This is a genomic window from Anabaena sphaerica FACHB-251 (assembly GCF_014696825.1).
Taxonomy (GTDB): domain Bacteria; phylum Cyanobacteriota; class Cyanobacteriia; order Cyanobacteriales; family Nostocaceae; genus RDYJ01.
The window spans coordinates 1-25223 of the sequence record NZ_JACJQU010000021.1; the positions used below are offsets into that span (position 1 = coordinate 1).

General features: G+C 40.6%; 24 protein-coding genes and 2 pseudogenes. 13 read left to right on the top strand and 13 right to left on the bottom strand.

The annotated features are described in order from the left end of the window. Window positions 1-212 precede the first annotated feature (212 nt). Window positions 213-1133, bottom strand: a complete 921-nt coding sequence (locus H6G06_RS23125) for a LysR family transcriptional regulator (RefSeq protein WP_190564413.1) — start codon at window positions 1131-1133, stop codon at window positions 213-215. A 93-nt stretch (window positions 1134-1226) separates the two neighbouring features. On the opposite strand from H6G06_RS23125, the gene H6G06_RS23130 reads away from it, so the two are divergent. After that, window positions 1227-1970 carry an SDR family oxidoreductase gene (locus H6G06_RS23130; RefSeq protein ID WP_190564414.1) on the top strand — a complete coding sequence of 248 codons (744 nt, stop codon included), beginning with the start codon at window positions 1227-1229 and terminating at the stop codon, window positions 1968-1970. A gap of 121 nt (window positions 1971-2091) precedes the next feature. Here H6G06_RS23130 and H6G06_RS23135 read toward each other — a convergent pair whose 3' ends face one another. After that, entirely contained in the window at window positions 2092-2697 is a 606-nt protein-coding gene (locus H6G06_RS23135; RefSeq protein WP_190564415.1) for a sulfite exporter TauE/SafE family protein, read from the bottom strand. A 17-nt stretch (window positions 2698-2714) separates the two neighbouring features. Between H6G06_RS23135 and H6G06_RS28170 the strand changes: the two are divergent. The 3 genes and pseudogenes from H6G06_RS28170 to H6G06_RS23145 all read left to right on the top strand — a co-directional run. Further along, window positions 2715-2825: pseudogene (locus H6G06_RS28170) on the top strand (IS982 family transposase); the annotation flags it as partial. After that, window positions 2811-3095, top strand: a pseudogene (locus H6G06_RS23140) (IS4 family transposase); the annotation flags it as partial. The pseudogenes H6G06_RS28170 and H6G06_RS23140, both read left to right, overlap by 15 nt. 216 nt (window positions 3096-3311) lie before the next feature. Then, a complete protein-coding gene (locus tag H6G06_RS23145) occupies window positions 3312-3530 on the top strand; it encodes a DUF433 domain-containing protein (protein WP_190564416.1) in 219 nt (72 codons plus the stop codon). A 13-nt stretch (window positions 3531-3543) separates the two neighbouring features. Here the strand turns inward: H6G06_RS23145 and H6G06_RS23150 are convergent, their stop codons facing one another. Both H6G06_RS23150 and H6G06_RS23155 read right to left on the bottom strand, forming a co-directional pair. Then, window positions 3544-3798 carry a hypothetical protein gene (locus tag H6G06_RS23150; RefSeq protein ID WP_190564417.1) on the bottom strand — a complete coding sequence of 85 codons (255 nt, stop codon included), beginning with the start codon at window positions 3796-3798 and terminating at the stop codon, window positions 3544-3546. Continuing rightward, complete coding sequence (locus H6G06_RS23155; protein WP_190564418.1) at window positions 3785-4057, bottom strand: BrnT family toxin; 273 nt, start codon at window positions 4055-4057, stop codon at window positions 3785-3787. Before H6G06_RS23155 ends, H6G06_RS23150 begins: the two co-directional genes overlap by 14 nt. Window positions 4058-4430: 373 nt before the next feature. Between H6G06_RS23155 and H6G06_RS23160 the strand changes: the two genes are divergently transcribed. Next, the gene (locus H6G06_RS23160) at window positions 4431-4793 is read left to right on the top strand and encodes a hypothetical protein (RefSeq protein WP_190564419.1); all 363 of its coding nucleotides are present in this window, start codon (window positions 4431-4433) and stop codon (window positions 4791-4793) included. On the opposite strand, the gene H6G06_RS27910 is transcribed toward H6G06_RS23160, so the two are convergent. From H6G06_RS27910 to H6G06_RS23175, 4 genes are all read right to left on the bottom strand, one after another. After that, entirely contained in the window at window positions 4748-4870 is a 123-nt protein-coding gene (locus H6G06_RS27910) for a hypothetical protein (RefSeq protein ID WP_277875218.1), read from the bottom strand. The genes H6G06_RS23160 and H6G06_RS27910 overlap by 46 nt on opposite strands. A 236-nt stretch (window positions 4871-5106) precedes the next feature. Next, window positions 5107-6795: an RNA-binding domain-containing protein gene (locus tag H6G06_RS23165; protein WP_190564420.1), complete on the bottom strand. Its 1689-nt coding sequence runs from the start codon at window positions 6793-6795 to the stop codon at window positions 5107-5109. A 40-nt stretch (window positions 6796-6835) separates the two neighbouring features. After that, a complete protein-coding gene (locus H6G06_RS23170) occupies window positions 6836-7204 on the bottom strand; it encodes a type II toxin-antitoxin system VapC family toxin (protein WP_190564421.1) in 369 nt (122 codons plus the stop codon). Continuing rightward, on the bottom strand, window positions 7201-7446 hold the full coding sequence (locus tag H6G06_RS23175; RefSeq protein ID WP_190564422.1) for a hypothetical protein: 246 nt from the start codon (window positions 7444-7446) through the stop codon (window positions 7201-7203). The genes H6G06_RS23170 and H6G06_RS23175 overlap by 4 nt, the downstream gene beginning before the upstream one ends. Window positions 7447-7629: 183 nt before the next feature. On the opposite strand from H6G06_RS23175, the gene bioU reads away from it, so the two are divergent. After that, the gene (bioU, locus tag H6G06_RS23180; RefSeq protein WP_190564423.1) at window positions 7630-8625 is read left to right on the top strand and encodes a (S)-8-amino-7-oxononanoate synthase BioU; all 996 of its coding nucleotides are present in this window, start codon (window positions 7630-7632) and stop codon (window positions 8623-8625) included. Window positions 8626-8698: 73 nt separating this feature from the next. Here the strand turns inward: bioU and H6G06_RS23185 are convergent, their stop codons facing one another. The 4 genes from H6G06_RS23185 to H6G06_RS23200 all read right to left on the bottom strand — a co-directional run bounded on the left by H6G06_RS23185 (window position 8699) and on the right by H6G06_RS23200 (window position 13971). Further along, on the bottom strand, window positions 8699-9250 hold the full coding sequence (locus tag H6G06_RS23185; RefSeq protein WP_190564424.1) for a hypothetical protein: 552 nt from the start codon (window positions 9248-9250) through the stop codon (window positions 8699-8701). A 153-nt stretch (window positions 9251-9403) separates the two neighbouring features. Beyond that, window positions 9404-10627 carry a type II secretion system F family protein gene (locus tag H6G06_RS23190; RefSeq protein ID WP_190564425.1) on the bottom strand — a complete coding sequence of 408 codons (1224 nt, stop codon included), beginning with the start codon at window positions 10625-10627 and terminating at the stop codon, window positions 9404-9406. 100 nt (window positions 10628-10727) lie between these two features. Then, a complete protein-coding gene (locus tag H6G06_RS23195) occupies window positions 10728-11957 on the bottom strand; it encodes a type IV pilus twitching motility protein PilT (protein ID WP_479683772.1) in 1230 nt (409 codons plus the stop codon). Continuing rightward, window positions 11953-13971: a GspE/PulE family protein gene (locus H6G06_RS23200; protein WP_190564427.1), complete on the bottom strand. Its 2019-nt coding sequence runs from the start codon at window positions 13969-13971 to the stop codon at window positions 11953-11955. Before H6G06_RS23200 ends, H6G06_RS23195 begins: the two co-directional genes overlap by 5 nt. Before the next feature lie 500 nt (window positions 13972-14471). On the opposite strand from H6G06_RS23200, the gene grpE reads away from it, so the two are divergent. From grpE to H6G06_RS23230, 6 genes are all read left to right on the top strand, one after another. Further along, complete coding sequence (gene grpE / locus H6G06_RS23205) at window positions 14472-15218, top strand: nucleotide exchange factor GrpE (RefSeq protein WP_190564428.1); 747 nt, start codon at window positions 14472-14474, stop codon at window positions 15216-15218. 399 nt (window positions 15219-15617) lie between these two features. Further along, window positions 15618-17597, top strand: coding sequence for a molecular chaperone DnaK (gene dnaK, locus H6G06_RS23210; protein WP_190564429.1), 1980 nt, complete (start codon window positions 15618-15620; stop codon window positions 17595-17597). A gap of 493 nt (window positions 17598-18090) precedes the next feature. Further along, window positions 18091-19227 (top strand): molecular chaperone DnaJ, encoded by a 1137-nt coding sequence (gene dnaJ / locus H6G06_RS23215; protein ID WP_190564430.1) that lies wholly within the window; start codon window positions 18091-18093, stop codon window positions 19225-19227. Next, window positions 19224-19481: a sulfurtransferase TusA family protein gene (locus H6G06_RS23220; protein ID WP_190564431.1), complete on the top strand. Its 258-nt coding sequence runs from the start codon at window positions 19224-19226 to the stop codon at window positions 19479-19481. Before dnaJ ends, H6G06_RS23220 begins: the two co-directional genes overlap by 4 nt. Next, window positions 19478-20632, top strand: coding sequence for a small ribosomal subunit biogenesis GTPase RsgA (gene rsgA / locus H6G06_RS23225; protein ID WP_190564432.1), 1155 nt, complete (start codon window positions 19478-19480; stop codon window positions 20630-20632). The genes H6G06_RS23220 and rsgA overlap by 4 nt, the downstream gene beginning before the upstream one ends. A gap of 272 nt (window positions 20633-20904) precedes the next feature. After that, window positions 20905-22494: a glycoside hydrolase family 57 protein gene (locus H6G06_RS23230; protein ID WP_190564433.1), complete on the top strand. Its 1590-nt coding sequence runs from the start codon at window positions 20905-20907 to the stop codon at window positions 22492-22494. 572 nt (window positions 22495-23066) lie between these two features. On the opposite strand, the gene H6G06_RS23235 is transcribed toward H6G06_RS23230, so the two are convergent. Then, window positions 23067-23294 carry a photosystem II protein, Psb35-related gene (locus H6G06_RS23235; protein WP_190564434.1) on the bottom strand — a complete coding sequence of 76 codons (228 nt, stop codon included), beginning with the start codon at window positions 23292-23294 and terminating at the stop codon, window positions 23067-23069. A gap of 299 nt (window positions 23295-23593) precedes the next feature. On the opposite strand from H6G06_RS23235, the gene H6G06_RS23240 reads away from it, so the two are divergent. Further along, the gene (locus tag H6G06_RS23240; protein ID WP_190564435.1) at window positions 23594-24940 is read left to right on the top strand and encodes a serine/threonine-protein kinase; all 1347 of its coding nucleotides are present in this window, start codon (window positions 23594-23596) and stop codon (window positions 24938-24940) included. Window positions 24941-25223: the final 283 nt, after the last annotated feature.

Below are 25223 nucleotides of genomic sequence, written 5' to 3' on the forward strand. Positions count from 1 at the left end.
AAATTGAGTTGTCAAGGTTCTGTCGGAATTTCTCCCGAATATTTCCCTTGCCTGTCATCCCCGAATATTTCTATTCGTTTCGACAGAACGAATCACACTAGCGAACTGCAAACATAATTATCCGTCAAAATGTCTTTGACAGACTACTAGTGTTGCGGCCGCATCTTTAACAATCTGTGAGCGGTGATAAGGAGCGCCGTCCCAAATCAATGTCATGGGGTGATTTGGGAAATCGTTTTGATTGAATTGCGTAACCAACGATTTGCTTCATCTTGATCGCTCAATGCACTCCACAACATCGAAATCATCCACGGTTCTGTGGCAATTGGTAGTTCAAAGATAGTCAAAGTGCAGATCATTGCAAAGCGGAAAGCGATGCGGTAAGGAAGTGCTGCTACCAAGTCACTGGATGCGATCGCAAAAGGCAAGACCAACATATGCGGCGTGGTTAGTGCAATGCGACGTTCTAAATTCTGCTCATTTAACGCTTTATCAATTTCGCCAATGGTATCTCGTCGCAAGGTGGTGAGGGCATGGGAAAAGGCCATGAATGCTTCTAAACTCATCTTTCCATTCCTAATCCCTGGGTGTCCTTGACGGCCAATTCCCACAAATCGTTCTTCAAAAATGGGTTCCCATAGGGTTTGCCGAGGTGGCTTCGGGAAAACGCCTAGTGCAATATCAATCACTCCCTGTTCAAACAAATCTCCAACACTGTCTTTTTCAAATCCAATCATTTGAAAGTTGAGAAACGGAGCGTTTTGATGGCTAAACTCCATTAGCGGTGGCACTAACACAAAGCTTGTGTAATCTGAACTACCAATGGCAAATGTGCGCTCGCTGGAGGTTGGCTCAAATGTCTGATTGGATGTCATGGTTTGACGAATCTGTTGCAATGCTGCCAATATCCCTGGTGCAAGTGCCTGAGCTTTGAGAGTTGGCTGCATTTGCCGTCCTAACCGCACAAATAACTCATCTTCAAACAAGATGCGTAAACGGTTGAGTGATGCACTCATAGCAGGTTGTCCAATCTGAAGTTGTTCAGCGGCTTTAGTCACACTGCGCTGCTCCAGTAAGGCTGCAAACGCAACCAACAGATTGAGGTCAATTGCTCCTAAATTTATTGATTTCATTAATAGTATTTATCTTAAATATCATCTTGTTCACTAGTTTAAGACTTGCTACGGTGACGGTATTACAAATTTAAACCGTATTTCTTGAAAAATATGATGCAGAAAATAGCAGTAATTACTGGCAGTCACAAAGGATTAGGGTATGCGATCGCCCGTAAGTTAGCACAAAAAGATGATATTCAAGTTGTGCTGACAAGCCGTAAGGAACAAGATGGTCTTGCCGCCCAAAAACAACTCTTGAATGAAAATATTCAAGTAGATTATCATTCCCTGGATGTGACAAGTGATTTAAGTGTGCAGCAGTTTACCGCCTGGTTGCAACAAACCTATGGCAGAGCCGATATTTTGGTCAACAATGCGGGTGTCAATCCCACCATGCAGCCAGAAGAATCTAGCTTGCTCACAGTACAAATCGAAATGATGCTATCAACATTTACCACCAATGTTCTAGCAGTTGCTCGCATCACCCAAGCTTTATTGCCATTGATGCAAGCGCAGAACTACGGGCGGATTGTCAACGTTTCTACTGAAATGGCTTCTCTCTCTTCGATGGGTAGCGATTACTATCCATTAGCTCCTTCATACCGCCTCTCCAAGATAGGGCTAAATGGGTTGACTGCAATCTTGGCAAAAGAACTTCAGGGTACAAATATTTTAGTCAATGCTTACTCTCCAGGCTGGATGCAAACCGATATGGGAGGTGCCAATGCACCATTCACAGCAGACGAAGGAGCAGAAACCGCCGTGTATCTAGCAACATTGCCAGAGAAAGGCGCACAGGGCAAATTTTTTGCTGAAATGCGGAAGTTTGGGGGGGCGATCGCACTGCCTTGGTAAGCTGTTAAACCTTTAAGTTGCACATTGAGACACATAGGGGAGAAAGATTAACGCTTTTTCTCCAAAATCAAAAATATGCAGCTTAATCTGATAATTTGGAACAACTGTTTGCTGACGATGCTTATCTGTTCTCACCCCAAATAAAAAAGTAAGTAGTCATACTAAAACTAACAACAATCACAAATATCCGCACAAAGCGAGGGTCTAAATTTCGAGCATAATGAGCGCATAAATAACCACCAAGAGAACCACCCACAGCCATTAAAATAGCCTGATGCCAAGCAATTAAACCAGCGAACATAAAAGGAAAAATAGCAATACCATTGATACAACTACCAAGAAAAGATTTAAAAGCATTCATAGTGTGAATATTTTTAATACCTAAAAAGCTTAAAGTTGCTAACATTAAAATTACTAAACCTGCACCAAAGAAACCACCATAGATAGATATTGCTAATTGAGCAATCACGAGAATTAATAAAGGTGGAGATTCTGATGATGATTTCTTGCTTTGAAATTGTAGCCACATTTTTAGGGGTTCGCTAAATGTAAATATCAGCGTTGCTGAAAGTAACAGATAAGGAAGTAGCTGTTTAAACATATCCGCTGATGTATATAGCAAAATAACAGAGCCAATTCCTCCACCAATTAAACTGGTAACACATAGTATCAAAAGCTGTCGTCGCGGGATGAGCAAATTGTAACGATATGCTCCTGCACTTGCCATAGCTGCAATCCATAAAGCAGTATTATTTGGATTCAGCCTACACCGATTACACCATTGAAGATGACTTGGAACAAACTAGTCAAATTAGTTTGAAAGTGATGCGGAAAAAGAAATCCACTTTAGTTGATTTAGGTGATGCCGTAGCTGATGAACTTTCTCTCCCTTTTGATGATATTTCATTAGAAATGATTTATCGTGGTCTTTATCATTTTACTATGGCTCATCAAAAAAGTAAGGCAACTGACCCTGTTCAGTATTTTGCTAACCCTCACAATCGAGATTTAGGTATTATCAAACAGAAGCGAAAACCAAATATTAAGTTAATTGTCTCTCCTTTTCCTGACCTTCAACGTGGGTCTGACCAATTCTTTTTCCATCATCCCCCAAAAGCCTCTTGACAAAATACTTTCAGCCTTAACTTGTCACCAATGGATCGCACTCAACTCTACACCAGAAATGCGTTAGCGAAGCGCACCGTAGGTATCGCTCTTAACTCTACATCAATAATGCGTTAGCGAAGCGCACCGTAGGTATCGCTCTTACTCTACATCAATAAATGCACTTACTTCCATTTATTGTTAAACTAGGAATATAACTTGAAAATATCAAACACAATGTCCAATCATTCTTCAGTTATAAGTGTGTCTCCTGAAATTATGAGTGGTACTCCTGTTTTTACTGGGACAAGAGTTCCTATACAAACACTTTTAGATTATTTGACAGCAGGAGATTCAATAGATTATTTTTTAGATGGTTTTCCCACGGTTACTAGAGAGCAAGTAATTACATTTCTAGAGGAAGCAGGAAAACAAATGATTAGTCAGGTAGCTTAGGATGAAACTGTATCTATTCGGTTTGGTTCAATGAAATATTAGCCTGGTTAGCACTAGAAAACTGATTTTCTTTCATAACTCTCATTAAAAACCGTAGTGCTTCATTCACTGCTTCAGCATTAGGAAACATCTCCGCAACATCAGCTTCTAACTTAACTGTTACCTCACCAAAGCTTTTCCGTTCAGCACCTAATTTCCTCACCCTGAGACTTTTTAAGTCATATTCTGGTCTGAGATCGTCTTCTATTTCTAGGTTATCCTTGTTCATAAGCTTCTCGTTCGGTTCGTGTTACAAGTCTGGCACTAATTAAACGAATAGAGTTTGTTCTTTCTGTATAGGACACAATTAATAAGCGTCCCTGATTTGACTCTCCAACTATAAGATAACGTTCTTCATCTACAGAATGATCTGGGTCGTAGAAATCTATATAGAGTGGGTCTTTAAAAACTGTTTTGGCTTCTTCAAAGGAAATTCCATGTTTTGACAGATTTTTTGTGGCTTTATTTTCATCCCATTCAAATTTCATGTAGTTATTATCAAGTTTAACATTTAGGAAAATAACAAATATATTTTACAGTTTTTGGTATAAAATAAATGCGTTTGCGTAGCGTCTCTTAGAGAAGGTATCGCTCTTACTCTACATCCATAAAATGCGATCGCTATTTACTCTACATCCATAAAATGCGTTAGCGAAGCGCACCGTAGGTATCGCACTCAACTCTACACCAGAAACGCGATCGCTATTTACTCTACATCAGAAATGCGATCGCTATTTACTCTACATCAGAAATGCGATCGCTATTTACTCTACATCCATAAAATGCGTTAGCGAAGCGCACCGTAGGTATCGCACTCAACTCTACACCAGAAACGCGATCGCTCTTTACTCTACATCAGAAATGCGATCGCTGTTTACTCTACCTCAGAAATGCGATCGCTATTTACTCTACATCAAAAATGCGTTAGCGAAGCGCACCGTAGGTATCGCTCTCAACTTTACATCAGAACTGCGATCGCTCTTACTTTACCTCAGAGATGCGATCGCTGTTTACTCTACCTCAGAAATGCGATCGCTATTTACTCTACATCAAAAATGCGTTAGCGAAGCGCACCGTAGGTATCGCTCTCAACTCTACATCAGAAATGCGATCGCTGTTTACTCTACATCCATAAAATGCGATCACTGTTTAATCTACATCAGAAATGCGATCGCTCTTTACTCTACATCAGAAATGCGATCGCTCTCAACTTTACATCCATAAAATGCGATCGCTCCTAACTCTACATCAGATAATGCGATCGCTCTCAACTTTACATCAATAGTGCGATCGCACTTCACCCTATATCTATAAAATGCGATCGCTCCTAACTTTACATCAATAAATGCGATCGCTATTCACTCTACATCAGATAATTTGATCGCTCTCACTTTACATCAGAAATGCGATCGCTCCCAACTCTACATCCATAAAATGCGATCGCTCTTAACTCTACATCAGATAATGCGTTAGCGAAGCTTACCGAAGGTATCGCTCCCGACTCTACATTGATATAGCTATACTCTTATTATGCAAGTCAATTTTTAAGAAACCAGCGCGAACTTCTTGATTTACCAGTACGATAAACATATTTTGATTCTCTTAAAAATGCACTTGTATAAGTGCTATTTTTATGTCCTAATAGATATGTTATATCCTCATTTGAGGCTTCTCCTACTTCCATTAAATACTCATATAATTTGACGTGTTTCTCTGAAGTTAGCATCTGAACAAAAAATGCTTTCCTAATTTCAAAAAACTCATTCCATGTTGGATTAACTCTTATAAAGATACCATCTTTGTTACCACACAACTCTACCTGTTCTATTCTTTCAACAGATTCTTTTACATCAAGCCATCCATTTCTTGAAACTCCGCTGACTCTTTGTATTACTTCGTTAACAGAAATTGCACCTTTTCTATATAGACTATTGATTATAATTAGATCAATCAGACCGTAATTATCAGGTTTTTCTTGTGTCACAACAAATATTCCAGGTAAAACTGATTCTGCCTGCATAATAACTTCTACAGAATTAAAAGATTCTTGAAATTTCGGAAACTCTCGACCATACATGAGTGAACCCAACCCCATTCTCTTAACACCCATTCCGGCTCTATCAACAAGTTGAAACTCCATCATGAGTTTGGCTAGAGCTTTATTTCGATGTCTTGGATGATGAATCGCAATATTATCTGATGTGACACCACCATAAAAATTACCTGGATTAGTAATTATCATTTCTGTTGAATCAAAGTCAACAGAGATCATTCCATCAATGGAGTAGTCACGATGAACAATTGCATTGATGAAAGCCTCATGGAATGCGATATCATCAAGAATAGGTACTTGGTACGTTTTATCTCTAAACTTTAATTCTAGCTTAACATTACATACTCCAAAACACTTTTTAGCTAATTTTACAGAATTCCAAATACATTCTTCCCTCACTTCATTTATGATAAGTTGACCTGTTCGAGTTTTCCAACTAAATCTGTACTCGTAAACACCCAGCCATTTTTTAATAACAACCGACTTGCCTAAAAATAAAAGACCAGACTTGGTAAGAGAACCATTGCTTGTTGCCCCAATTGCTTCTAAAAAAGCATTCTTGTCCGGCTTTGATTCTGGAGAATATTTTTTTCTATTACAATGATCTTCATAAGCTTCATCTATTGCTACAGGATTTAAAGAAGAAAACACATCTAGCTCAAGGATATCTGCGCTCCAGTCATAGTTTCGTAAATTAGTGACTGCTTGCCTAATCTCGTCAGGGTTCATAGGTCGGCTTGATCTACCGTCTCTAATACAAGTTTTTCCACTTGCTGTAGTTATCAAAGAATCACGTCTTTGAGGAACATGAATAACGAGATAATCTTTTGTTTCAAAATCTAAATATTCAGCCATTATATCAAAATAAGGTTTTATATTTCCTTTTATCCTTTGCTGAATTTCAATAACATCTCCACTTTCAAACCCAACAAGTTGACTCCCCCAATTCATATTATCTACATTATTACTATCTTTAACTCCAACAATAATAATTCCACCTTTCCAGTTGGCTAATGCTGATATTTCTTCAGCTAATTTCTGAGATTCGTTGTGTAGGGATTTAATATTTTTATATTCTTTAAATTCAACTTCCTCATTTTCAAGATTTTCGCTTGGTGTTACTTTGCATTCTGCCAATATTTCTCTTATTGAGTTTTGATCTTTAATTCTCATAACGGAGTTATTAATTGATGTTTTTATGTTTAACTATTTATTATACAAGAAGTTGATCAAGCATAACGGCAATAATACGCACATCATGAGTACGTTTACCCATTACCTTATTAGTTGTTACCAAATTTAACCAATTGGGAAAAATGTATTCAGACTCTTCCAGCAATGGGAAACGCTGACGAAGTTGGTGTATTGTGTTTCTGGTTTTTTCCACAGTCCACCCCAAACCATTAACTTCAAATGGTCGCGTAGCTACAACCCAAAACTCAACGAGTATTTGCGCTGTCAGCAAACATTCATCTCCCTGTGCGAGTAAGCGAGATATAGCCTCTGTTGCGAGGTGATGCTGAACATCAGAAGGATTACAGAAGCGCATCACAACATTAGTATCAAGAATATATCTCGTCATTCTTCGTAAATACTATCTCGACTAAAAGCTTCATCACTCAGACTCACACCAGTTTCAGGAAGTTGAGAAACCCAATCTCGAAACTCACTCGCCCTTGCTTCTGGTGTTAATTTTTGCCATAATGGAGTAGTGTCAGAAAACTTTTTAGATTGAAACTGAATAAAAGCTATAAAATCAGCTATTTTTTCCAGTTGTTCTTCATCGAGATGATCTAATTCTTGCTTGATTTTCTCTCGCAACATAACATAATTTAAGATTGTACAAATTAGACTGTAACAACAATCATTTTATAATTAGTCATTCCCCATTATCACTATATTCTAAATCAAGGTATCTTCTTTGCGCCTTTGCTCCTTCCCGTCTTTGCGCGAAACTTTAATCAAAATAAAGCATAATTAACCATTAACCAACACAGAAAAATCACTATGAACACACAACCTATCCGCGTCGGAGTTCTCGGTTTTGGTGGACTCGGACAAGCAGCCGCAAAACTCCTCTCCAGCAAACGGGAAATGATTCTCGTCGCAGCCGCAGACCAAAAAGGCTATGCTTACTCCACAGAAAGCTTAAACACCGAAGCTTGCATAACCACCTACCAAAAACAAGGTACAGTCGGCTATTTAGAACCAGTCGGGACATTAAGCAATAACAGCATTCAGGATTTAATTCAAGCCACAGGTAACGCTGTAGATGGTTATTTTCTGGCTTTACCCAACCTGCCTAACGACTTTATCCCCAACGTCGCTAAACAATTCATCCAAGCTGGTTGGAAAGGTGTGCTGGTGGATGCTATCAAACGCACCAGTGCAGTTGAACAACTCCTGTCCATGAAAGATGAACTCCAAGCCGCCGGAATTACTTACATGACTGGCTGTGGTGCTACCCCTGGACTATTAACCGCCGCCGCCGCTTTAGCTGCCCAAAGTTACGCCGAAATTCACAATGTAGTAATTACCTTTGGTGTGGGAATTGCTAACTGGGAAGCATATCGCGCCACAGTTCGGGAAGATATTGGTCATATGCCCGGTTATAGTGTGGAAACAGCTAGGGCGATGACTGACGCAGAGGTAGAAGCATTACTAGATAAAACCAACGGTGTGCTGACCTTGGAAAACATGGAACACGCCGATGATGTGATGTTAGAAATAACGGGAATTTGTTCACGGGATAGAGTGACAGTTGGTGGTGTAGTTGATACCCGCAACCCCAAAAAGCCTCTCAGTACCAATGTGAAAATTACCGGACGCACCTTTGAGGGTAAAATATCCACCCACACCTTTACATTAGGCGATGAAACCAGCATGGCGGCTAATGTGTGCGGTCCCGCCTTTGGTTATTTAAAAGCTGGTCAAGAATTACATCAACGTGGCATTTCCGGCTTATTTACCGCAGCGGAAATTATGCCTAAGTTTGTAAAATAGATGATTGGTGATAGGTCATGGGTAATTGGTTAATATTTCTATTATCTGTCACCTGTCACCTGTCACCTGTCACCTAGTCTAAGGAAGAATAAGATTCTTGATATTCTTCTTCTTCCAAAGTAGTAGGTGTTTGTATCACAAAAGGTAATTCTGCACCTATTAAACCTCGTTGGATACGTTCTGATGTTTGATTGAAAACTACAAACAGAGGATAGACAGTATTTGCACCTTCACTCAAAATATGACTATGACGGAAGGGCATGATCCATTCATATTCTTTATCTAACCAAACTTGGCATTGTCTCCATCTTCCTAATAAATCGGAAAAGTCTTCATGGGGACGATGAATAAATAGTAAGATTTCTACCCCAGTTTTAATTTTCCATTCTGGGTCACACATAATAATGGAAATATCACAGGGTAAAGCTCTTGTCTGTGAGGTTTTAGCTTCAATATCACGAAGCCGGACAATAGGTAAAGGAATAGTAATGACACTTTCAGAAGGACGACGCAAACTGGGTATCATCTCCAAATAGGGACGATGTTGTTTTAGTAGTGCGATCGCTGCTATATGATTGCTATATTCGGACAAACTAGCTTCATAAAGAGATCTTTGTACAGGCATAATATTAATTCAAACTTCAAACTTCAAAATAGATTGTTATCTAGTAACTGAGCCTTTATGTAAGTGTTATATTGAGTCTATCGCCAGGCTCAATATAACACTTGTCGAGAGCCTGATACATTTTACCCTGAGAATTTTGCTTTTCTGGACTAATCAACCGAGCTTTTCAAATACCTTAAACATCGGTAGATACATTGCCAGCAAAATCGTACCTACCATCCCCCCAAGAACCACAATCATTAAAGGTTCTAATACACTAGTCATTGATTTAACTGCCTGTTCTACTTCATCTTCATAAAAATCGGCAACTTTCATCAACATTCCATCTAATTCCCCTGTCTCTTCCCCAATCATCATCATCTGAACCGCCATAGCTGGGAAAACTTCGCCTTTTTTCAAAGCATCACTAATCATTCCCCCTTCTTGAACTTCTCGACGGGCTGCATCTATAGCATTAGCAATAACTTGGTTTCCTGATGTATCCCGCACAATTTCCAAACAAGTGATAATGGGTACACCTGAACGAGTTAAAGAACCAAAGGTACGGCTAAATCTAGCAACCGAAGATTTTTGGATTAAATCACCAAACAGGGGAACTTTAAGAGAAAGGCGATCAATAGTTTCTTTACCTACACGGGTTTTGTAATACTGCTTATAGGCAAAACTGGCAGCCATAAAGCCAGCAATAATCACAAAAGACCAATAACTTCGTAATATTTCACTACAAGTCATCAAGAATTGGGTGAGGGCTGGTAACTCTACTCCTATTTCTTTGAAAATGTTGGCAAAAATAGGAATTAGAAAAACCGTCATACCCACAAAGATAGCGGTTGCCAAAAAACCGACTACCACTGGATAAGACATAGCAGATTTGATTTGGTTTTGTAATCGCGCCATGTCTTCTAATAGTTTGGCTAGACGATTTAATACTTCATCTAATACACCACCTATTTCCCCAGCTTGAACCATACTCACATACAATCCATCAAAGCAATCAGGATGCTTCCGCATAGAATCGGAAAGGTTAATGCCAGTTTGCACATCATTACAAATCTCAATCAGAGCCTTTTTTAGTTTCGGATTGCTGCACTGTTCTGACAGCACACCCAAACCTCTAACAATTGCTACACCTGCATTTACCAAGGCAGCAAATTGACGAGAAAATACTGCTTTGTCTTTCACAGAAACCTTAACAAAGGAATTCTGAAATTTTTCCAAATTAAAGCGAGAAGCAAAAGTTTGAGATTCTTTTAGATCTTGAACTATAAAACCCTTATCTCTGAGATTAGTGCGTGCATCTGTTAAAGAATCAGCCACAAATTTTGCAGTTCGGGATTTTCCTTGAGAGTCCCGAACACGGGCAAGGTAGGTTGGCATAATATTAATTCAAGATTAGGTAATTGGTAGTTGAGAATTCATAATTTATAATTCATAATTCATAATTACCATGGGAACTACGAATTACGAATTAGAAAATTTAACGCGCTTTTGCACCAGGTTTTGCACCTGCTGGTGGTGCCGTTGCACCAATTAGACGTTGGACTTCATCGGGTTTAGAAGTCTTCGACATTGCTGATTCAAAGGAGATAGTTCCAGCTTTGTACATATCAGCTAAAACTTTCTCTAGAGTTTGCATACCTAATTTACCACCAGTTTGAATAGCTGAGTAAATTTGGGCTGTTTTACCTTCCCGAATCAAGTTAGAAATAGCGGGAGTGATAATCATAATTTCCTGCGCCATTACCCGACCATATTCACCTGGTTTGGGATTCTTCTTGGGTACTAAAGTTTGGCTAAAAACTGCCACTAAGGAGTTAGACAATTGTACCCGCACTTGGGTTTGTCTTTCCGCTGGGAAAACGTCAATCATCCGGTCAACGGTTTGAGAAGCGGAACTAGTGTGCAGTGTACCAAATACTAAGTGACCTGTTTCTGCAGCAGAAATCGCCAAAGAAATAGTTTCCAAGTCCCGCATTTCACCTACCAGAATGATATCTGGATCTTCCCGCAAAGCTGCTTTCAAAGCATTAGCAAAGCTTTTGGTATCTTCACCTAATTGACGTTGGTGAACTAGACTTTTGATTGGTTCATAAACGAATTCAACGGGGTCTTCAACGGTTAAAATATGCTCTGCCCTAGTGCGGTTAATTAAGTCAATCATGGCTGCTAGGGTAGTGGTTTTACCAGAACCTGTTGGACCTGTGACGAGAATTAATCCTCTAGGCTTTTCAGACATTTCCCGGACTATATCTGGCAAACCCAATTTGTCAAAGTTAGGAATTTTAGAACTTAAAGCTCGCAAACAAGCAGCATAAGCACCACGTTCTTTATAGACGTTTACCCGGAAGCGAGCTAATCCTTTGACACCATAGGAACAATCTAATTCCCATGTCTGTTCTAAGGTTTTCCGCTGGGTATTGTTGAGCATACTAAATATCAGCCTTTGACACTGATCTGCCGTCAGTATGTGATCACCAATAGGGGTGAGTTTGCCACTGATACGGAAGTAGGGCGGCAAACCTGCGGATAAGTGCAGATCCGAACCACCCATATCTATTAGCTGCTCCATCAAGTCTTCAATCATGAATTCCATAGTCTTGCTCCCTTTTAATTGAAAATGATAAAAGTAGTATGGCTTAAGCCAAGCTGCGCTATCAGTAGTAAATAAGAAATTGTTACCTTCTGCCTCCTGTTTCCTGGTACTAATCTATAAACCGAGGTGTCATACAGTAAGGACAATCTAGCCATTCCGGTTGTAATGTGGCATCACAATTTTTACAGGTTAGACCGCTCTTGCGTTTGGCTTTTAATTCAGCTTCCAAACCTGTATCAGTAAATGTCACCCGTTCGACTTCTTCCAGAGTAGTCGCACCTTGACGGACTAAATCTAGGCTATAAGCGAGTAAGGTTTTCATACCCTCTTCTACAGCTACTTCCTTGATCCGTTCTGTAGGTGCTTCTTGGTTGATCAAGGTTTGCAGGTTTTCTGTAATCCTCATGACTTCATAAACACCACAACGTCCCTTATAACCAATACCATTACACTTGGGGCAAACCTTAATTTTGCCTTTGCCTTCGGCTATGACTTCTGGTGGTATGATGTTGGCTTTGTAGAAAGTGACAGCACCTTCTTGAGAAGCTGACAAACCGTAACGAGCTAGTTCTGCTGGTGTAGGAGTATGGGGAATTTTACATTCCGAACAGACACGGCGCATTAAGCGTTGTGCTAATACACCGATGAGGGAACTGGAAACCATGAACGGTTCAATACCCATTTCTCCCAAACGAGCGATCGCACCAGGAGCATCATTGGTGTGCAACGTAGTTAATACTAAGTGACCTGTCAGCGCGGCCTCAATCGCTGTTTTGGCTGTTTCCTTATCCCGTGTTTCACCCACCAGTAGCACATCTGGGTCTTGTCGCAAGAAAGCCCGCAGAGCAGTAGCAAAATCCAGCCCTTTTTCTCTAATTACCTGTACTTGAGTAATCCCTGGCAAACTGTACTCAACCGGGTCTTCTACGGTACTGATGTTAATTCCTGGATCATTTTTTTCTGCCAGTGCCGAATACAACGAAGTAGTTTTACCAGAACCAGTTGGACCTGTCACCAAAATTAACCCAAAGGGCTTGCTGACCATATCCTTAACTATGTGCAAAGTCTCTGGATCAGTAATTAACTTATCCAAGCCCAGTTGGGTGGATGAGTTATCCAAAATCCGCAGACAGATTTTTTCTCCATAGCGACTGGGTAAGGTATTGACCCGGAAGTCTACTTTTCTACCATCAAAAACTCGACGGATACGTCCGTCTTGAGGTAAACGCCTTTCCGCAATATCTAGATTAGAGATAATTTTAAATCGAGCCGTTACCGCCGGCACAATGTGTTTCGGCATTGGGCGGATAGCTTCAGATTCACGCAGCACTCCATCTTTACGGAAGCGGATTCGTAAGTTTTCTTCTTGGGGTTCAACGTGAATATCAGAAACTGAATCCCGCAAAGCCACAAAGAGAATTTTATTGACAAGATTGATAATAGGCGCATCATCAGCATCCTTCATGGCTGCTGTCAGATCAACTTCTGAATCTTCCAGGGTCTCCTGAACAGCTTGGAGACTCAGACTTTCTAGATCCTGAGTGATGTCTGTGATTTTTGCTTGTTGTATTTTCTCTTGCCGAACAGCAAACTCATCTAAGTATTGGTTAATCAACCGCTGGTAATCTTCCTCGGTAATTACCATCCGCTGTAAAGAAAAATCTTTGTTACGCAAGATGCGATTAAGTTCATCAGAGGCCTCTAGATTATCTGGATCAACCATCGCCACCAAGACGTAAGGTGATTTTCCGTCTTCGTGTTTCGACAGAGGTACTAGACGGTGACGACGACAGACATCTACTGGTATTAACTCTTCAATGAGTTGTCCCACCATCATGTTGCCAATTTGATTGACTTCTGGATCTAGGAATTCAACGCCGTATAGTATTTTTAGTTCAAATAAATGCTGCTTCTTGTATTCCCTGAGAAACTCAGGTGCTAGTTGTTGCCCAGTGATTGACTCTAATACTTCTGTCAGCATTTTGCCAGATTTGCGGCTTTCAATCAGCGCCTGTCTCATCTGTTGACTGTTGACATAGCCAGATTGCACCAGCTTGTTGCCGAAGGGCGAAAACTCTGTTTTTGTTGTGAGAGCAGTACTGCGCCTTTGTGGTGATGAGTAAGTCATAAGCAATGAGTAGGGGAAACCTCTTATTCTAGTATTCCCACACTGTAGTCAATAATTCTCATTGTGAGTGTATTAAATTTCAGTTTAAAAATTTTTCTTCTTAAAAATTTTTATGATCAGTACCTGGTTGAGGGGGCAGGAGACAGGGAAATGGGAAGAATTACCTTCTATCCCGGATTTCTGCCTCTTGCCATCTGCCTCTTCTCACGGACAACTGACAGCAGACAGGCTACGCGAATCCGTTCAGCATTTGTCAAAATAAGAAGATGGTGACATCACTTTCCAGAAAATCTCGGCGATTACATCAGCTTTAGCTGCAAGCCGTACACAACCACCCTGGCAAGATACAGTAACCGTAGTGTCAACTATGGGATAAATCCAAAATCTAAAATCCAAAATCTCAAATCTGAGATTGAGCCTCTGTCGCAAGACATAGGTTGAATCCAAAATCTACAATTGCTTCAGGCACTGCCGTAAAAAGCATCTGGGATGAGTAGATAATGATGGATGAAAATAAACAAGTAAACAATACAAGTCAGCAATTGGGCGAACCAATAGAGGTAAAGCAAGCAATGAAAAGCGACTCCCCAGCCGAAATTAATTCTCACGAATCTGGCAGCGATGTGACTGAGTATCAGGCAGACCAAACTAATGTACCGGGAGAACCTGCACTCACAGAAGAAAATGGTGTCGCTGCGGCAGAAGCAACAGAAGTGGATACGGCGGCTTTAGCACAATTGACTCAACAACTTGAGTCCATGAAAATGCAATTTGAAGAGCGCAATACTCAATATATGCGTATTGCAGCAGATTTTGAGAATTACCGCAAACGCATCTCCAAAGAAAAAGAAGAAATGGAGACACAGGTGAAGAGAAACACAATTATGGAATTGTTACCTGTAGTTGATAATTTTGAGAGAGCGCGGGCGCACCTCAAACCACAAAATGATGGTGAGATGACAATTCACAAAAGTTATCAAGGGGTTTATAAACAATTAGTGGATTGTCTCAAGCGATTGGGGGTGTCACCAATGCGTCCTGAAGGTCAGGAATTTGATCCCAACTTACACGAAGCAGTCATGCGGGAACCGACGGATGAGCATCCAGAAGGAACGGTGTTAGAAGAATTAGTACGGGGATACTATTTGGGCGATCGCATACTGCGCCATGCAATGGTGAAAGTATCTGCTGCCAAGGAAGATACACCTACAGAACAGGAAGATGAGCCTAGTCAGGAAAACAGTTAAGCCGTATTCACTCGTCGTACTGACTGAAAAGTTCTAGAATTTGGGGAAGAAATCACATTTCTTTAAACGGATAGGGCTGTTGATACTTTTCGGAAGTTGATCAGCCCTTCCATCAGCAAATTTTATCAAAGACTCGGCTTTCTCATCAGTAGCAGACATTTGGTATTGTAAAACAATACTATTGCCAATTTTCCCAAATATGTCTGAAACCCAATAAAATCGTGACGATATCAATAGAGTTTCAGGGTTTTGGCAATAGTATTGGTAAAACATAGCTTTATCTAATTCCACTTTTGGCAGGAGAATTTACTCAGACCTTAACTCGAACTTCCGGCCCTGAGCAAAAACTATAGTCCGCAAAAAATCACGATAACAGCACTCACTAAAAATACTGGCAATATGGGAAAAGTTATTGGAATCGACTTAGGCACTACTAACAGTTGCGTGGCTGTTATGGAAGGTGGTCAACCGATAGTGATTGCCAATTCCGAAGGGGGACGCACTACTCCTAGTATTGTCGGATTCGGCAAGAGTGGCGATCTTTTGGTTGGTCAGCTGGCCAAACGGCAATCCATCACTAATGCTGAAAACACAATCTACAGTATCAAAAGATTTATAGGTCGCCGTTGGGACGATACTGAATCAGAACGCGCTCGTGTACCCTATAACTGTGTCAAAGGTCGAGACGATACCGTTGACGTGCAAATTCGTGGACGCAATTACACACCCCAAGAAATATCCGCGATGATCCTGCAAAAACTCAAACAGGAGGCGGAAAACTTTTTGGGTGAACAAGTCACTCAGGCAGTGATTACCGTACCAGCATATTTCACCGATGCCCAAAGACAAGCAACTAAAGATGCTGGCACAATTGCTGGCTTAGAAGTTCTGCGGATCATCAACGAACCAACAGCTGCTGCTTTAGCTTTTGGTTTAGACAAGCAAGACCAAGAACAATTAATTTTAGTATTCGATTTGGGAGGCGGAACTTTCGATGTCTCCATCCTGCAACTAGGAGACGGCGTTTTTGAAGTTAAAGCTACCAGTGGTAACAATCAACTGGGTGGAGATGACTTTGACAATTGCATTGTCCTCTGGATGGTAGAGCAATTTCAGGAGCAAGAGAAAATTGACATTTCCCAAGATAAGATGGCACTGCAACGCCTGCGGGAGGCAGCAGAAAAGGCAAAAATTGAACTTTCCAGCATGGTAAATACTTCAATTAACTTGCCATTTATCACTGCTGATCAAACAGGACCCAAGCATCTGGAAATGGAATTGAGCCGTTCCAAATTTGAAGACCTCACCGCCCATTTAATTGCGGCTACCATCGAACCGATGAGTCAAGCACTCAAAGACGCAGACCTCAAACCTGATGAAATAGATCGGATTATTTTGGTTGGTGGTTCTACTCGCATTCCCGCAGTTCTTAATGCTGTGATCAAATTCTATAATGGTAAAACCCCTGATCGCTCTATTAACCCTGATGAAGCGGTAGCATTAGGAGCCGCAGTTCAAGCAGGTGTGCTGGGTGGGGAAGTTGATACGCTGCTGCTTTTAGATGTTACTCCCCTATCTTTGGGACTGGAAACTCTAGGGGAAGTATTCACTAAAATCATTGAACGTAATACGACCATTCCCACTAGCAAATCCCAAGTATTTTCTACAGCAGTGGATGGACAAAATTCTGTGGAAATTCACGTTCTCCAAGGAGAACGGGCAATGGCAAAAGATAACAAATCTCTGGGTAAGTTTCTCTTGGCTGGGCTTCCCCCTGCTCCCCGTGGTGTACCCCAAATTGAAGTGGCTTTTGACATCGATGTTAACGGCATCCTCAAAGTCTCTGCTCAAGATAAGGGTACAGGTAGAGAGCAGAGTATTCGCATTACCAATACAGGTGGTTTAAGTCAAACCGAAGTGGAACAGATGCGGAAACAAGCTGAATTATTCGGAGAAGAAGACAGAAAACGTAAACAACTGATTGAACTTAAAAATCAAGCAGATAACCTTTTATTTAGCTACGCAACTACGTTGAAAGACAATGGGGAATTCGTCAGTGAAGAAATTAAAGCTCTGGCAGATGAGAAATTAGCTATACTCCAAGAAGCTATGAGTGACCCAAATATCTCCGCATCTGCCTTTAAGCCGATATTGGAGGACTTCCAACAAACGCTGTTTGCTATGGGTGCAGATGTTTACAAACGAGCAAGTAGCCCTATAAACAGCCAACTGGAAGAGGAAGAGGAAGACGAAGATATTTCTGATATTTCCTTAACTTTTGTGGAAGAAAGTTCTACGACAGAAACATCAATACCACAATTTAATTTTGATTTTGATGAGGATAATACTGCTTCTACTGATTATGAAGCGATAGATTAGGTAATGGGTAATGGGTAATGGGTAATTGGGTTATTCACCTCCCCTGCTCCCCTGCCCCTCTGCTTCCCCATCTCCCCTGACTCCTGAAAATGGTTTGATCTTCTAATGTTTGCTAGATTGTAGAAGCGAACTTCAGTGAATTAGATGCTTTAATACTAGAGATGAGACTAAAAGTATATGGTGGGTTTCCACACTAAATGGTACGGTTAGTTCCTCTGTTTGACGGGCTTGGTTTTGCTCATCTAAGTAGCACAATTGTAAAAGAGATGGGCTGAAGCAGTCTCAGGATGATGCAACTAAATTCACTGATAATTTCGTTGCTTTTGTCTTTTACCACCAAGAAAGTATCTGTTAATCAAGATTTGCTGGTGATTTTTGGCAAAGGTAAAAGGTAAAATAAATTTATTAACAAAAATTAAGTATTGTCTCTATTCCTTTACCTTGATCTTTTAGGTACTTCTGCTTTCTTACTTCTAACTTTTACCCTTGCTCTATGGCCCGCGACTATTATGAAATTCTGGGTGTCTCTCGTGACGCCGACAAAGAAGAAATTAAACAGGCTTATCGCCGCCAAGCCCGGAAGTATCACCCAGATGTGAACAAAGAACCGGGTGCTGAAGAAAGGTTCAAGGAAATCAACCGCGCTTATGAAGTGCTGTCAGAGCCAGAAACCCGTGAGCGTTACAACCGTTTTGGGGAAGCTGGTGTATCTGGTGCTGCCGCCGCTGGTGCTGGCTTCCAAGATATGGGCGATATGGGCGGTTTTGCCGATATCTTTGAAAGCATTTTCAGTGGCTTTGCTGGCGGAATGGGGAGTCCAACCCAGCCGCAAAGACGGCGTAGTGGACCTGTGCGTGGTGATGACCTGCGGCTAGACCTGAAGTTAGATTTTCGGGAAGCAGTATTTGGTGGTGAAAAAGAAATCCGCATTTCTCATCTAGAAACTTGCGAAGTCTGTAGTGGTTCAGGTGCTAAACCAGGAACTCGTCCCCGGACTTGTGCAACTTGCAGCGGATCTGGTCAGGTTCGACGTGTGACTAGAACTCCTTTTGGGAGTTTTACCCAAGTTTCTACTTGTCCTACCTGTAATGGCACAGGGGCGGTAGTTGAGGATAAATGTGATGCTTGTGACGGAAAAGGCGCAAATCAGGTCACGAAAAAGCTGAAAATCACGATTCCGGCTGGAGTGGATAATGGGACACGCTTGCGGATCTCCCAGGAAGGTGATGCTGGTCAACGGGGCGGACCGCCTGGAGATTTGTATGTTTACCTGTTTGTGAATGAGGATGAGGAATTCCAACGTGATGGAATTAACGTTCTTTCGGAAATCAAACTCAGCTATCTGCAAGCGATTTTAGGCTGCCGTTTAGAGGTGAATACTGTAGATGGTCCTGTGGAGTTAATCATTCCCGCAGGAACTCAACCAAATACGGTGATGAAGTTGGAAAATCGTGGTGTACCCCGGTTGGGAAATCCTGTCAGTCGGGGCGACCATATGCTAACAGTGTTGATTGATATTCCTACTAAGATCACCCCAGAGGAGAGAGAACTGCTGGAGAAACTGGCTAAAATTAAGGGAGACAGAACTGGTAAAGGTGGGGGATTTTTTGAAAATCTGTTTAAGTCATGAGTGTATCTTCCTTGTTAACTCCTGATGCTCAACTAGATTTACGCGGCACTCCTTGCCCGATTAATTTTGTGCGGACAAAACTCCGTTTGGAACAAATGCCACATGGAGGTTTATTGGAAGTCTGGTTAGATGCTGGTGAACCAATTGAACAAGTTCCTGATAGCTTAACAATGGCAGGTTATCAGGTGGAAAATATTGCAGACTGCTCTGACTATTTTTCTTTGTTGGTACGCCGTCCGGCAACTGCCGCATGAAAGGAGATACTGTTTCTACGGCTGGACAGTTAGTAGGTACGGTGTTAGCTGTACAGGCGAATTTTTATCGTGTGCAGCTGGATGAAGAACAGGCAGGGGAGCAGGGGAGCAGGGGAGCAGAGGAGCAGAGGAGCAGAGAAGAAAATTCTTCGCCTACCGCTTCTTCTTTGGAGTCCCCAGTCCCCAGTCCCCAATCGCTCCTCTGTACCCGGAGAACTCGGTTAAAAAAAATTGGTCAACAGGTGATGGTAGGCGATCGCGTGATCGTGGAAGAACCAGATTGGAGTGGTGGAAGAGGGGCGATCGCTGATGTTTTACCCCGACAAAGTGAGTTAGACAGACCAGCGATCGCTAATGTTAACCAAATTCTCTTGGTCTTTGCGGTTGCTGATCCACCTTTAGAACCTGTGCAATTGAGCCGATTTTTAATTAAGACTGAGTCTACAGGGGTTGATGTGCTGTTGTGCCTGAATAAATGTGATTTAATTACTGAAGAGGAACAACAGGAAATAAGCGATCGCTTATTTAGTTGGGGTTATAAATCCATTTTTATTAGTGTTCAAAATAATATTAATATTCCCCAAGTTGACGAATATTTAAATAATAAAATTACGGTTATTGCAGGTCCTTCCGGTGTCGGAAAATCCAGTTTAATTAATATGTTAATCCCCGATGCTAATTTGCGTGTGGGGGAAGTTTCCGGTAAATTAGCCCGTGGTCGCCATACCACTCGTCATGTAGAATTATTTGAACTCCCTAGCGGTGGTTTATTGGCTGATACTCCTGGTTTTAATCAACCTGATTTAAATTGTAGTCCTGAAGAATTAATCTATTATTTCCCTGAAGCGAGAAAACGTTTAGAAATTGGTAGTTGTCGATTTAGTGATTGTTTGCATCGAGATGAACCCGATTGTGTAGTGGGTAATGATTGGGAAAGGTATGAGCATTATTTAGAATTTTTGGATGATGCGATCGCATATCAAACTTTTTTAAAACAACAAACCGATCCTGAATCTACATTAAAGTTAATGAGTAAAGGTAAAGGTCAAAATCAATACGAACCCAAACTAGAAAGTAAAAAATATCGTCGGGTTTCTCGTCGGGTACAAGTGCAGAATTTACAAGATTTTTATACAGATAGTGAGGATTGAAGGAGGTAGGAGTCAGAAGTCAGAATTCAGAATATTTTGAATTTTGAATTGAATATATTCACATCTATATATGTATAGATAGTAACAAGAAGTAGGAAATTTTAGCAGTCCGATTTAATTTGTGAAAATAGAAAAGCGCAGATCCCTGAATTCTTTAAGAAGTCGGGGATCTTCTTGTTCACGAATGATTAACGATTGCTATATGATCTTAAAATATTGTTAATTTCTGCCAAACTCTCGACCTTCAATTTACAACCCACCCCAGGACCATTATGGCTATAGGCTACGTCGCGCTTGTACTTCACGCACATTTACCCTTCGTTCGTCACCCAGAAAGTGACTACGTGCTGGAAGAAGAATGGCTCTATGAAGCCATCACCGAAACATATATCCCCTTATTGAAAGTATTTGAAGGCTTAAAGCGAGACGGGATCGACTTTAAAATCACGATGAGTATGACACCTCCCCTCGTGTCAATGCTGCGTGATCCTTTGCTACAAGAACGCTATGACGCACATTTATCTCAACTAGAAGAACTTATAGAACTGGAAGCGGAGCGGAATGTCCAAAACGGACATCTTCGTTATTTAGCGGAACATTACGCAACTGAGTTCAACGAAGCGCGTGAGCTATGGGAACGCTATGACGGTGATTTAGTAACAGCTTTTAAAGGGTTCCAAGATACTAATAACCTAGAAATTATCACTTGCGGTGCTACTCATGGGTATTTACCGCTGATGAAAATGTATCCCCAAGCTGTATGGGCGCAAATTCAGGTAGCTTGTGAACATTACGAGGAAACTTTTGGTAAAGCACCCAGAGGCATTTGGTTGCCAGAATGCGCTTATTATGAAGGTTTAGACCGAATGTTGGCGGACGCAGGTTTGCGTTATTTCCTCACAGATGGGCATGGTATATTATACGCCCGTCCCCGCCCCCGCTTCGGTACTTATGCGCCAATTTTCACTGAACCTGGTGTAGCAGCTTTCGGTCGAGATCATGAATCTTCTCAACAGGTATGGTCTTCGGAAGTAGGTTATCCTGGTGCGGCTGAATATCGGGAATTTTACAAAGATTTGGGCTGGGAAGCTGAATATGAGTATATTAAGCCTTACATTATGCCCAATGGTCAGAGGAAAAACACGGGCATTAAGTATCATAAAATTACTGGACGCGGTTTAGGTCTTTCTGATAAGGCACTCTATGATCCTTATTGGGCAAAGGAAAAAGCGGCTGATCACGCTGCTAACTTTATGTATAATCGTGAAAGACAATCTGAGCATTTACACGGTATCATGGGTCGTCCACCAATCATTGTTTCACCTTATGATGCAGAATTATTTGGTCATTGGTGGTATGAAGGCCCTTGGTTTATTGATTACCTGTTTCGTAAGTCTTGGTATGACCAAGGAACTTATGAAATGACTCATTTGGCTGATTATTTACGTGCAAATCCCACCCAACAAGTTTGTCGTCCTGCTCAGTCGAGTTGGGGATATAAAGGATTTCACGAGTATTGGTTAAATGAGACAAATGCCTGGGTTTACCCACATTTACACAAAGCTGCGGAACGGATGATTGAAATATCAACTCTGGAACCAGAGGATGAATTGCAATGGAAGGCTTTAAACCAAGCAGCAAGAGAGTTATTATTAGCACAATCTTCAGACTGGGCATTTATTATGCGGACGGGAACAATGGTTCCTTATGCAGTGAGAAGAACGCGATCGCACTTAATGCGGTTTAATAAACTGTATGAAGATGTGAAAGTAGGTAAGGTTGATAGCGGTTGGTTGGAAAAAGTCGAGTTGATGGATAATATTTTCCCTGAAATCAACTATCGCGTTTACCGTCCTGTCTAGTCTCTGTCGGCATCAGGATTTACAGGATTTGAGGATGAATCAAGATGAGTAAAGATAACAGGTGACAGGGAACAGGTGACAGGTGACGATGCTCAAAGCCTTTTGGTGTCTAAGTTGTAGCATGAGTTCATGTCCTAATCACCTTGTCCGTTGCTACATATCTGAAATCTTGAAAATCTTCAAATCCTGACCAATCCTGATTCCGACAAAAAATAGATACACTTATACAGATGAGATATTTTCCTAACCTCACCTATATCTAACTGTATCTAAAATCCTGTAAATCCTTAAATCCTGATGCCGACAATAAAAATAAACACACTTTTAGCCAATTGTATTCCCAATATAGCCGAAAAAATCCAGGTGTCAATATCAATGGCTGAAAAAACCAAAACTCATCAGATTATTGACTTTATTATCAATAATCTTGAGAATAAAGCTACTTATTACGAAAAAACTTGACAAACACCTTTTTTGCTGAAAATCAGATTTAAAAAACTAATGAAAACAAAACCCCCAGTGACGGTACTGAGGGTTATTTTTATAGACATTTGATTAAGCGGCCTTGACTACTATTGAGGTAAAGTGCGGCTGGTGTAAGCATCGATCGCATAGGCGGGAGTGCGATCTCTGTAATCTATTTCCATGCCAGTAATAGACTTAGCCAATTGTTCAAAAGACTCAGAACGCCAGTTACGTTCATGTATAGGCTTGGTTTGTTCACCCATGAAGTAAGCCAAAGAACCGACAACAGAACCAGCAACCCAACCTACAACTAATAATGCAATTAAGATAGTCATTCTGAAAACCTCGTCGTTTAAGTTATATTTCCTTATGTAAATAAATGTAACAGGTTTTTAATAAATTTGCAAACTGTCTCCAAGGTGTGCTAACCGATGGGTTCTATTGGGTATTCCACACTGTGACCATTTTCGCAACTCAATGTAAACACGCCAAACTTTTTATAAATGCACTATAAAATGTATTTACATTTTCTGTTCCCGAAATAAGCGAAGAGATGATTGAAAAATAAGTAAATTCTGTGACACAATGAGTATAATATTTCTCAGTCTTAACAATTCTTTCCCAGTTGACATAAATGAAACTTTGGCAACCCAATCAACATCTGAATAATGGCAGATTCATTATCCAAAAAGTGCTGGGTAGCGGTGGCTTTGGTGTGACTTATAGCGTCAGAGAAAGGGATACATATAAATTATTTGTCCTGAAAACTCTCAACCATATTCAACAAAATAAACAAAATTTTAAACAGCTACAGGTAAAGTTTGTTAATGAAGCTTTGCGGTTAGCTAAATGTAGTCATCCCCATATTGTCAAAGTCTATGAAGTGATCCAAGAAGACGGACTTTGGTGCATGGTAATGGAATATATTGATGGACAAGATATAGCTAATTATATTGATATCAATGGAGTGTTATCAGAACAAGAAGCACTACTATATATCGATCAAATTGGGCAAGCTTTAGAATATATACATCACCAAGGATTTTTACATCGAGATATCAAGCCTAGTAATATAATTTTACGTCGAGGAAAATCAGAAGTAGTTTTAATAGATTTTGGTTTAGCACGAGAATATACCAACGGGCAAATTAAAAGCATGACTAATGAGAGAACCGATGGTTATGCACCAATTGAACAATATAAAAGAAGAGGTAATTTTGGTGCATATACAGATATTTATGCCTTAGCTGCAACTCTGTATACTTTATTAACCAAAGAAGTACCTATACCTGCTGAATATAGAAATAGAAATAATACTTTACCACCACCAAAGCAATTTAACTCACAAATTAGTGACAGAGTAAATGATGCTATTGTGCAAGGGATGGCTTTGGAACCGGAAAACCGTCCTCAGTCGATATTTGATTTTAGAGAATTACTAGGTCTTGCTAGTATTTTATCCTCTCAGGATATAGAGGAAAAACTGATTTCAGCGGTGGGGATGGACTATACCCGACTGCGGGACTTACTCGCATCTGGAAGGTGGAAAGAAGCAGATGAAGAAACAACGCGCGTGATGTTAGCAGTAGTAGGAAAAGAAAATGATGGTTGCTTGAATGAAAAAGATATTTATAATTTTCCCTGTCGAGATATCCGCACTATTGACCAACTGTGGGTAAAATATAGTCATGGAAGGTTTGGGTTTTCTGTGCAAAAACGTATTTATCAAAGTATGCGGGGGACTAAAAATTTTTACCGAGATTTTTGGAATAATTTTGGTGAGCAAGTGGGTTGGAGGAAAGACAAAAAGTGGATGTACTATGAAGATTTGACTTTTAATATTACCGCACCAGAAGCCCATTTACCAAGTGGAATTTTTTGGTTTGATTCTTGGTGGGGACGTTATGGGTGGTTTTTGTTGGATGGGGTAGAGAAGCGTTTTTATTATTTAGTAGCGCGAGTAATTAAGTGTAATATATGATATACCGCAGAATTCAGAACTCAGGAGTAAAACTGGCTTTGTGTCTAGCTTGTAATTTAGATTCTGTACTTCATTGATCTGCAATCTGCTGTATCTTAATTTATAAATCTATGAAAATCTGGATACCTAATCAAGAACTGAAAAACGGTAGATTTATTATCCAAAAAGCTCACTGTGCAGGTGGGTTTGGTGCAACTTAATAATGTCTCATGAAATATAGCAATCCTAAATGATTCATAAACACTTTCTGTTCCCTGTTCCCTGTTCCCTGTTCCCTTCCCAT

Excerpts from the sequence above, each read along its gene's own strand:
- grpE (WP_190564428.1), top strand. The coding sequence starts at position 14,472 with ATGATGGATGAAAATAAACAAGTAAACAATACAAGTCAGCAATTGGGC.
- H6G06_RS23220 (WP_190564431.1), top strand. The coding sequence starts at position 19,224 with ATGAGTGTATCTTCCTTGTTAACTCCTGATGCTCAACTAGATTTACGC.
- H6G06_RS23125 (WP_190564413.1), bottom strand. The coding sequence starts at position 1,133 with ATGAAATCAATAAATTTAGGAGCAATTGACCTCAATCTGTTGGTTGCG.
- H6G06_RS23200 (WP_190564427.1), bottom strand. The coding sequence starts at position 13,971 with ATGACTTACTCATCACCACAAAGGCGCAGTACTGCTCTCACAACAAAA.
- H6G06_RS23135 (WP_190564415.1), bottom strand. The coding sequence starts at position 2,697 with ATGGCAAGTGCAGGAGCATATCGTTACAATTTGCTCATCCCGCGACGA.
- H6G06_RS23240 (WP_190564435.1), top strand. The coding sequence starts at position 23,594 with ATGAAACTTTGGCAACCCAATCAACATCTGAATAATGGCAGATTCATT.
- H6G06_RS23190 (WP_190564425.1), bottom strand. The coding sequence starts at position 10,627 with ATGCCAACCTACCTTGCCCGTGTTCGGGACTCTCAAGGAAAATCCCGA.
- H6G06_RS23145 (WP_190564416.1), top strand. The coding sequence starts at position 3,312 with ATGTCCAATCATTCTTCAGTTATAAGTGTGTCTCCTGAAATTATGAGT.
- H6G06_RS23130 (WP_190564414.1), top strand. The coding sequence starts at position 1,227 with ATGATGCAGAAAATAGCAGTAATTACTGGCAGTCACAAAGGATTAGGG.
- H6G06_RS23150 (WP_190564417.1), bottom strand. The coding sequence starts at position 3,798 with ATGAACAAGGATAACCTAGAAATAGAAGACGATCTCAGACCAGAATAT.
- dnaK (WP_190564429.1), top strand. The coding sequence starts at position 15,618 with ATGGGAAAAGTTATTGGAATCGACTTAGGCACTACTAACAGTTGCGTG.
- H6G06_RS23165 (WP_190564420.1), bottom strand. The coding sequence starts at position 6,795 with ATGAGAATTAAAGATCAAAACTCAATAAGAGAAATATTGGCAGAATGC.
- H6G06_RS23230 (WP_190564433.1), top strand. The coding sequence starts at position 20,905 with ATGGCTATAGGCTACGTCGCGCTTGTACTTCACGCACATTTACCCTTC.
- bioU (WP_190564423.1), top strand. The coding sequence starts at position 7,630 with ATGAACACACAACCTATCCGCGTCGGAGTTCTCGGTTTTGGTGGACTC.
- rsgA (WP_190564432.1), top strand. The coding sequence starts at position 19,478 with ATGAAAGGAGATACTGTTTCTACGGCTGGACAGTTAGTAGGTACGGTG.
- dnaJ (WP_190564430.1), top strand. The coding sequence starts at position 18,091 with ATGGCCCGCGACTATTATGAAATTCTGGGTGTCTCTCGTGACGCCGAC.
- H6G06_RS23235 (WP_190564434.1), bottom strand. The coding sequence starts at position 23,294 with ATGACTATCTTAATTGCATTATTAGTTGTAGGTTGGGTTGCTGGTTCT.
- H6G06_RS23160 (WP_190564419.1), top strand. The coding sequence starts at position 4,431 with ATGCGATCGCTGTTTACTCTACCTCAGAAATGCGATCGCTATTTACTC.
- H6G06_RS23170 (WP_190564421.1), bottom strand. The coding sequence starts at position 7,204 with ATGACGAGATATATTCTTGATACTAATGTTGTGATGCGCTTCTGTAAT.
- H6G06_RS23155 (WP_190564418.1), bottom strand. The coding sequence starts at position 4,057 with ATGAAATTTGAATGGGATGAAAATAAAGCCACAAAAAATCTGTCAAAA.
- H6G06_RS23185 (WP_190564424.1), bottom strand. The coding sequence starts at position 9,250 with ATGCCTGTACAAAGATCTCTTTATGAAGCTAGTTTGTCCGAATATAGC.
- H6G06_RS23175 (WP_190564422.1), bottom strand. The coding sequence starts at position 7,446 with ATGTTGCGAGAGAAAATCAAGCAAGAATTAGATCATCTCGATGAAGAA.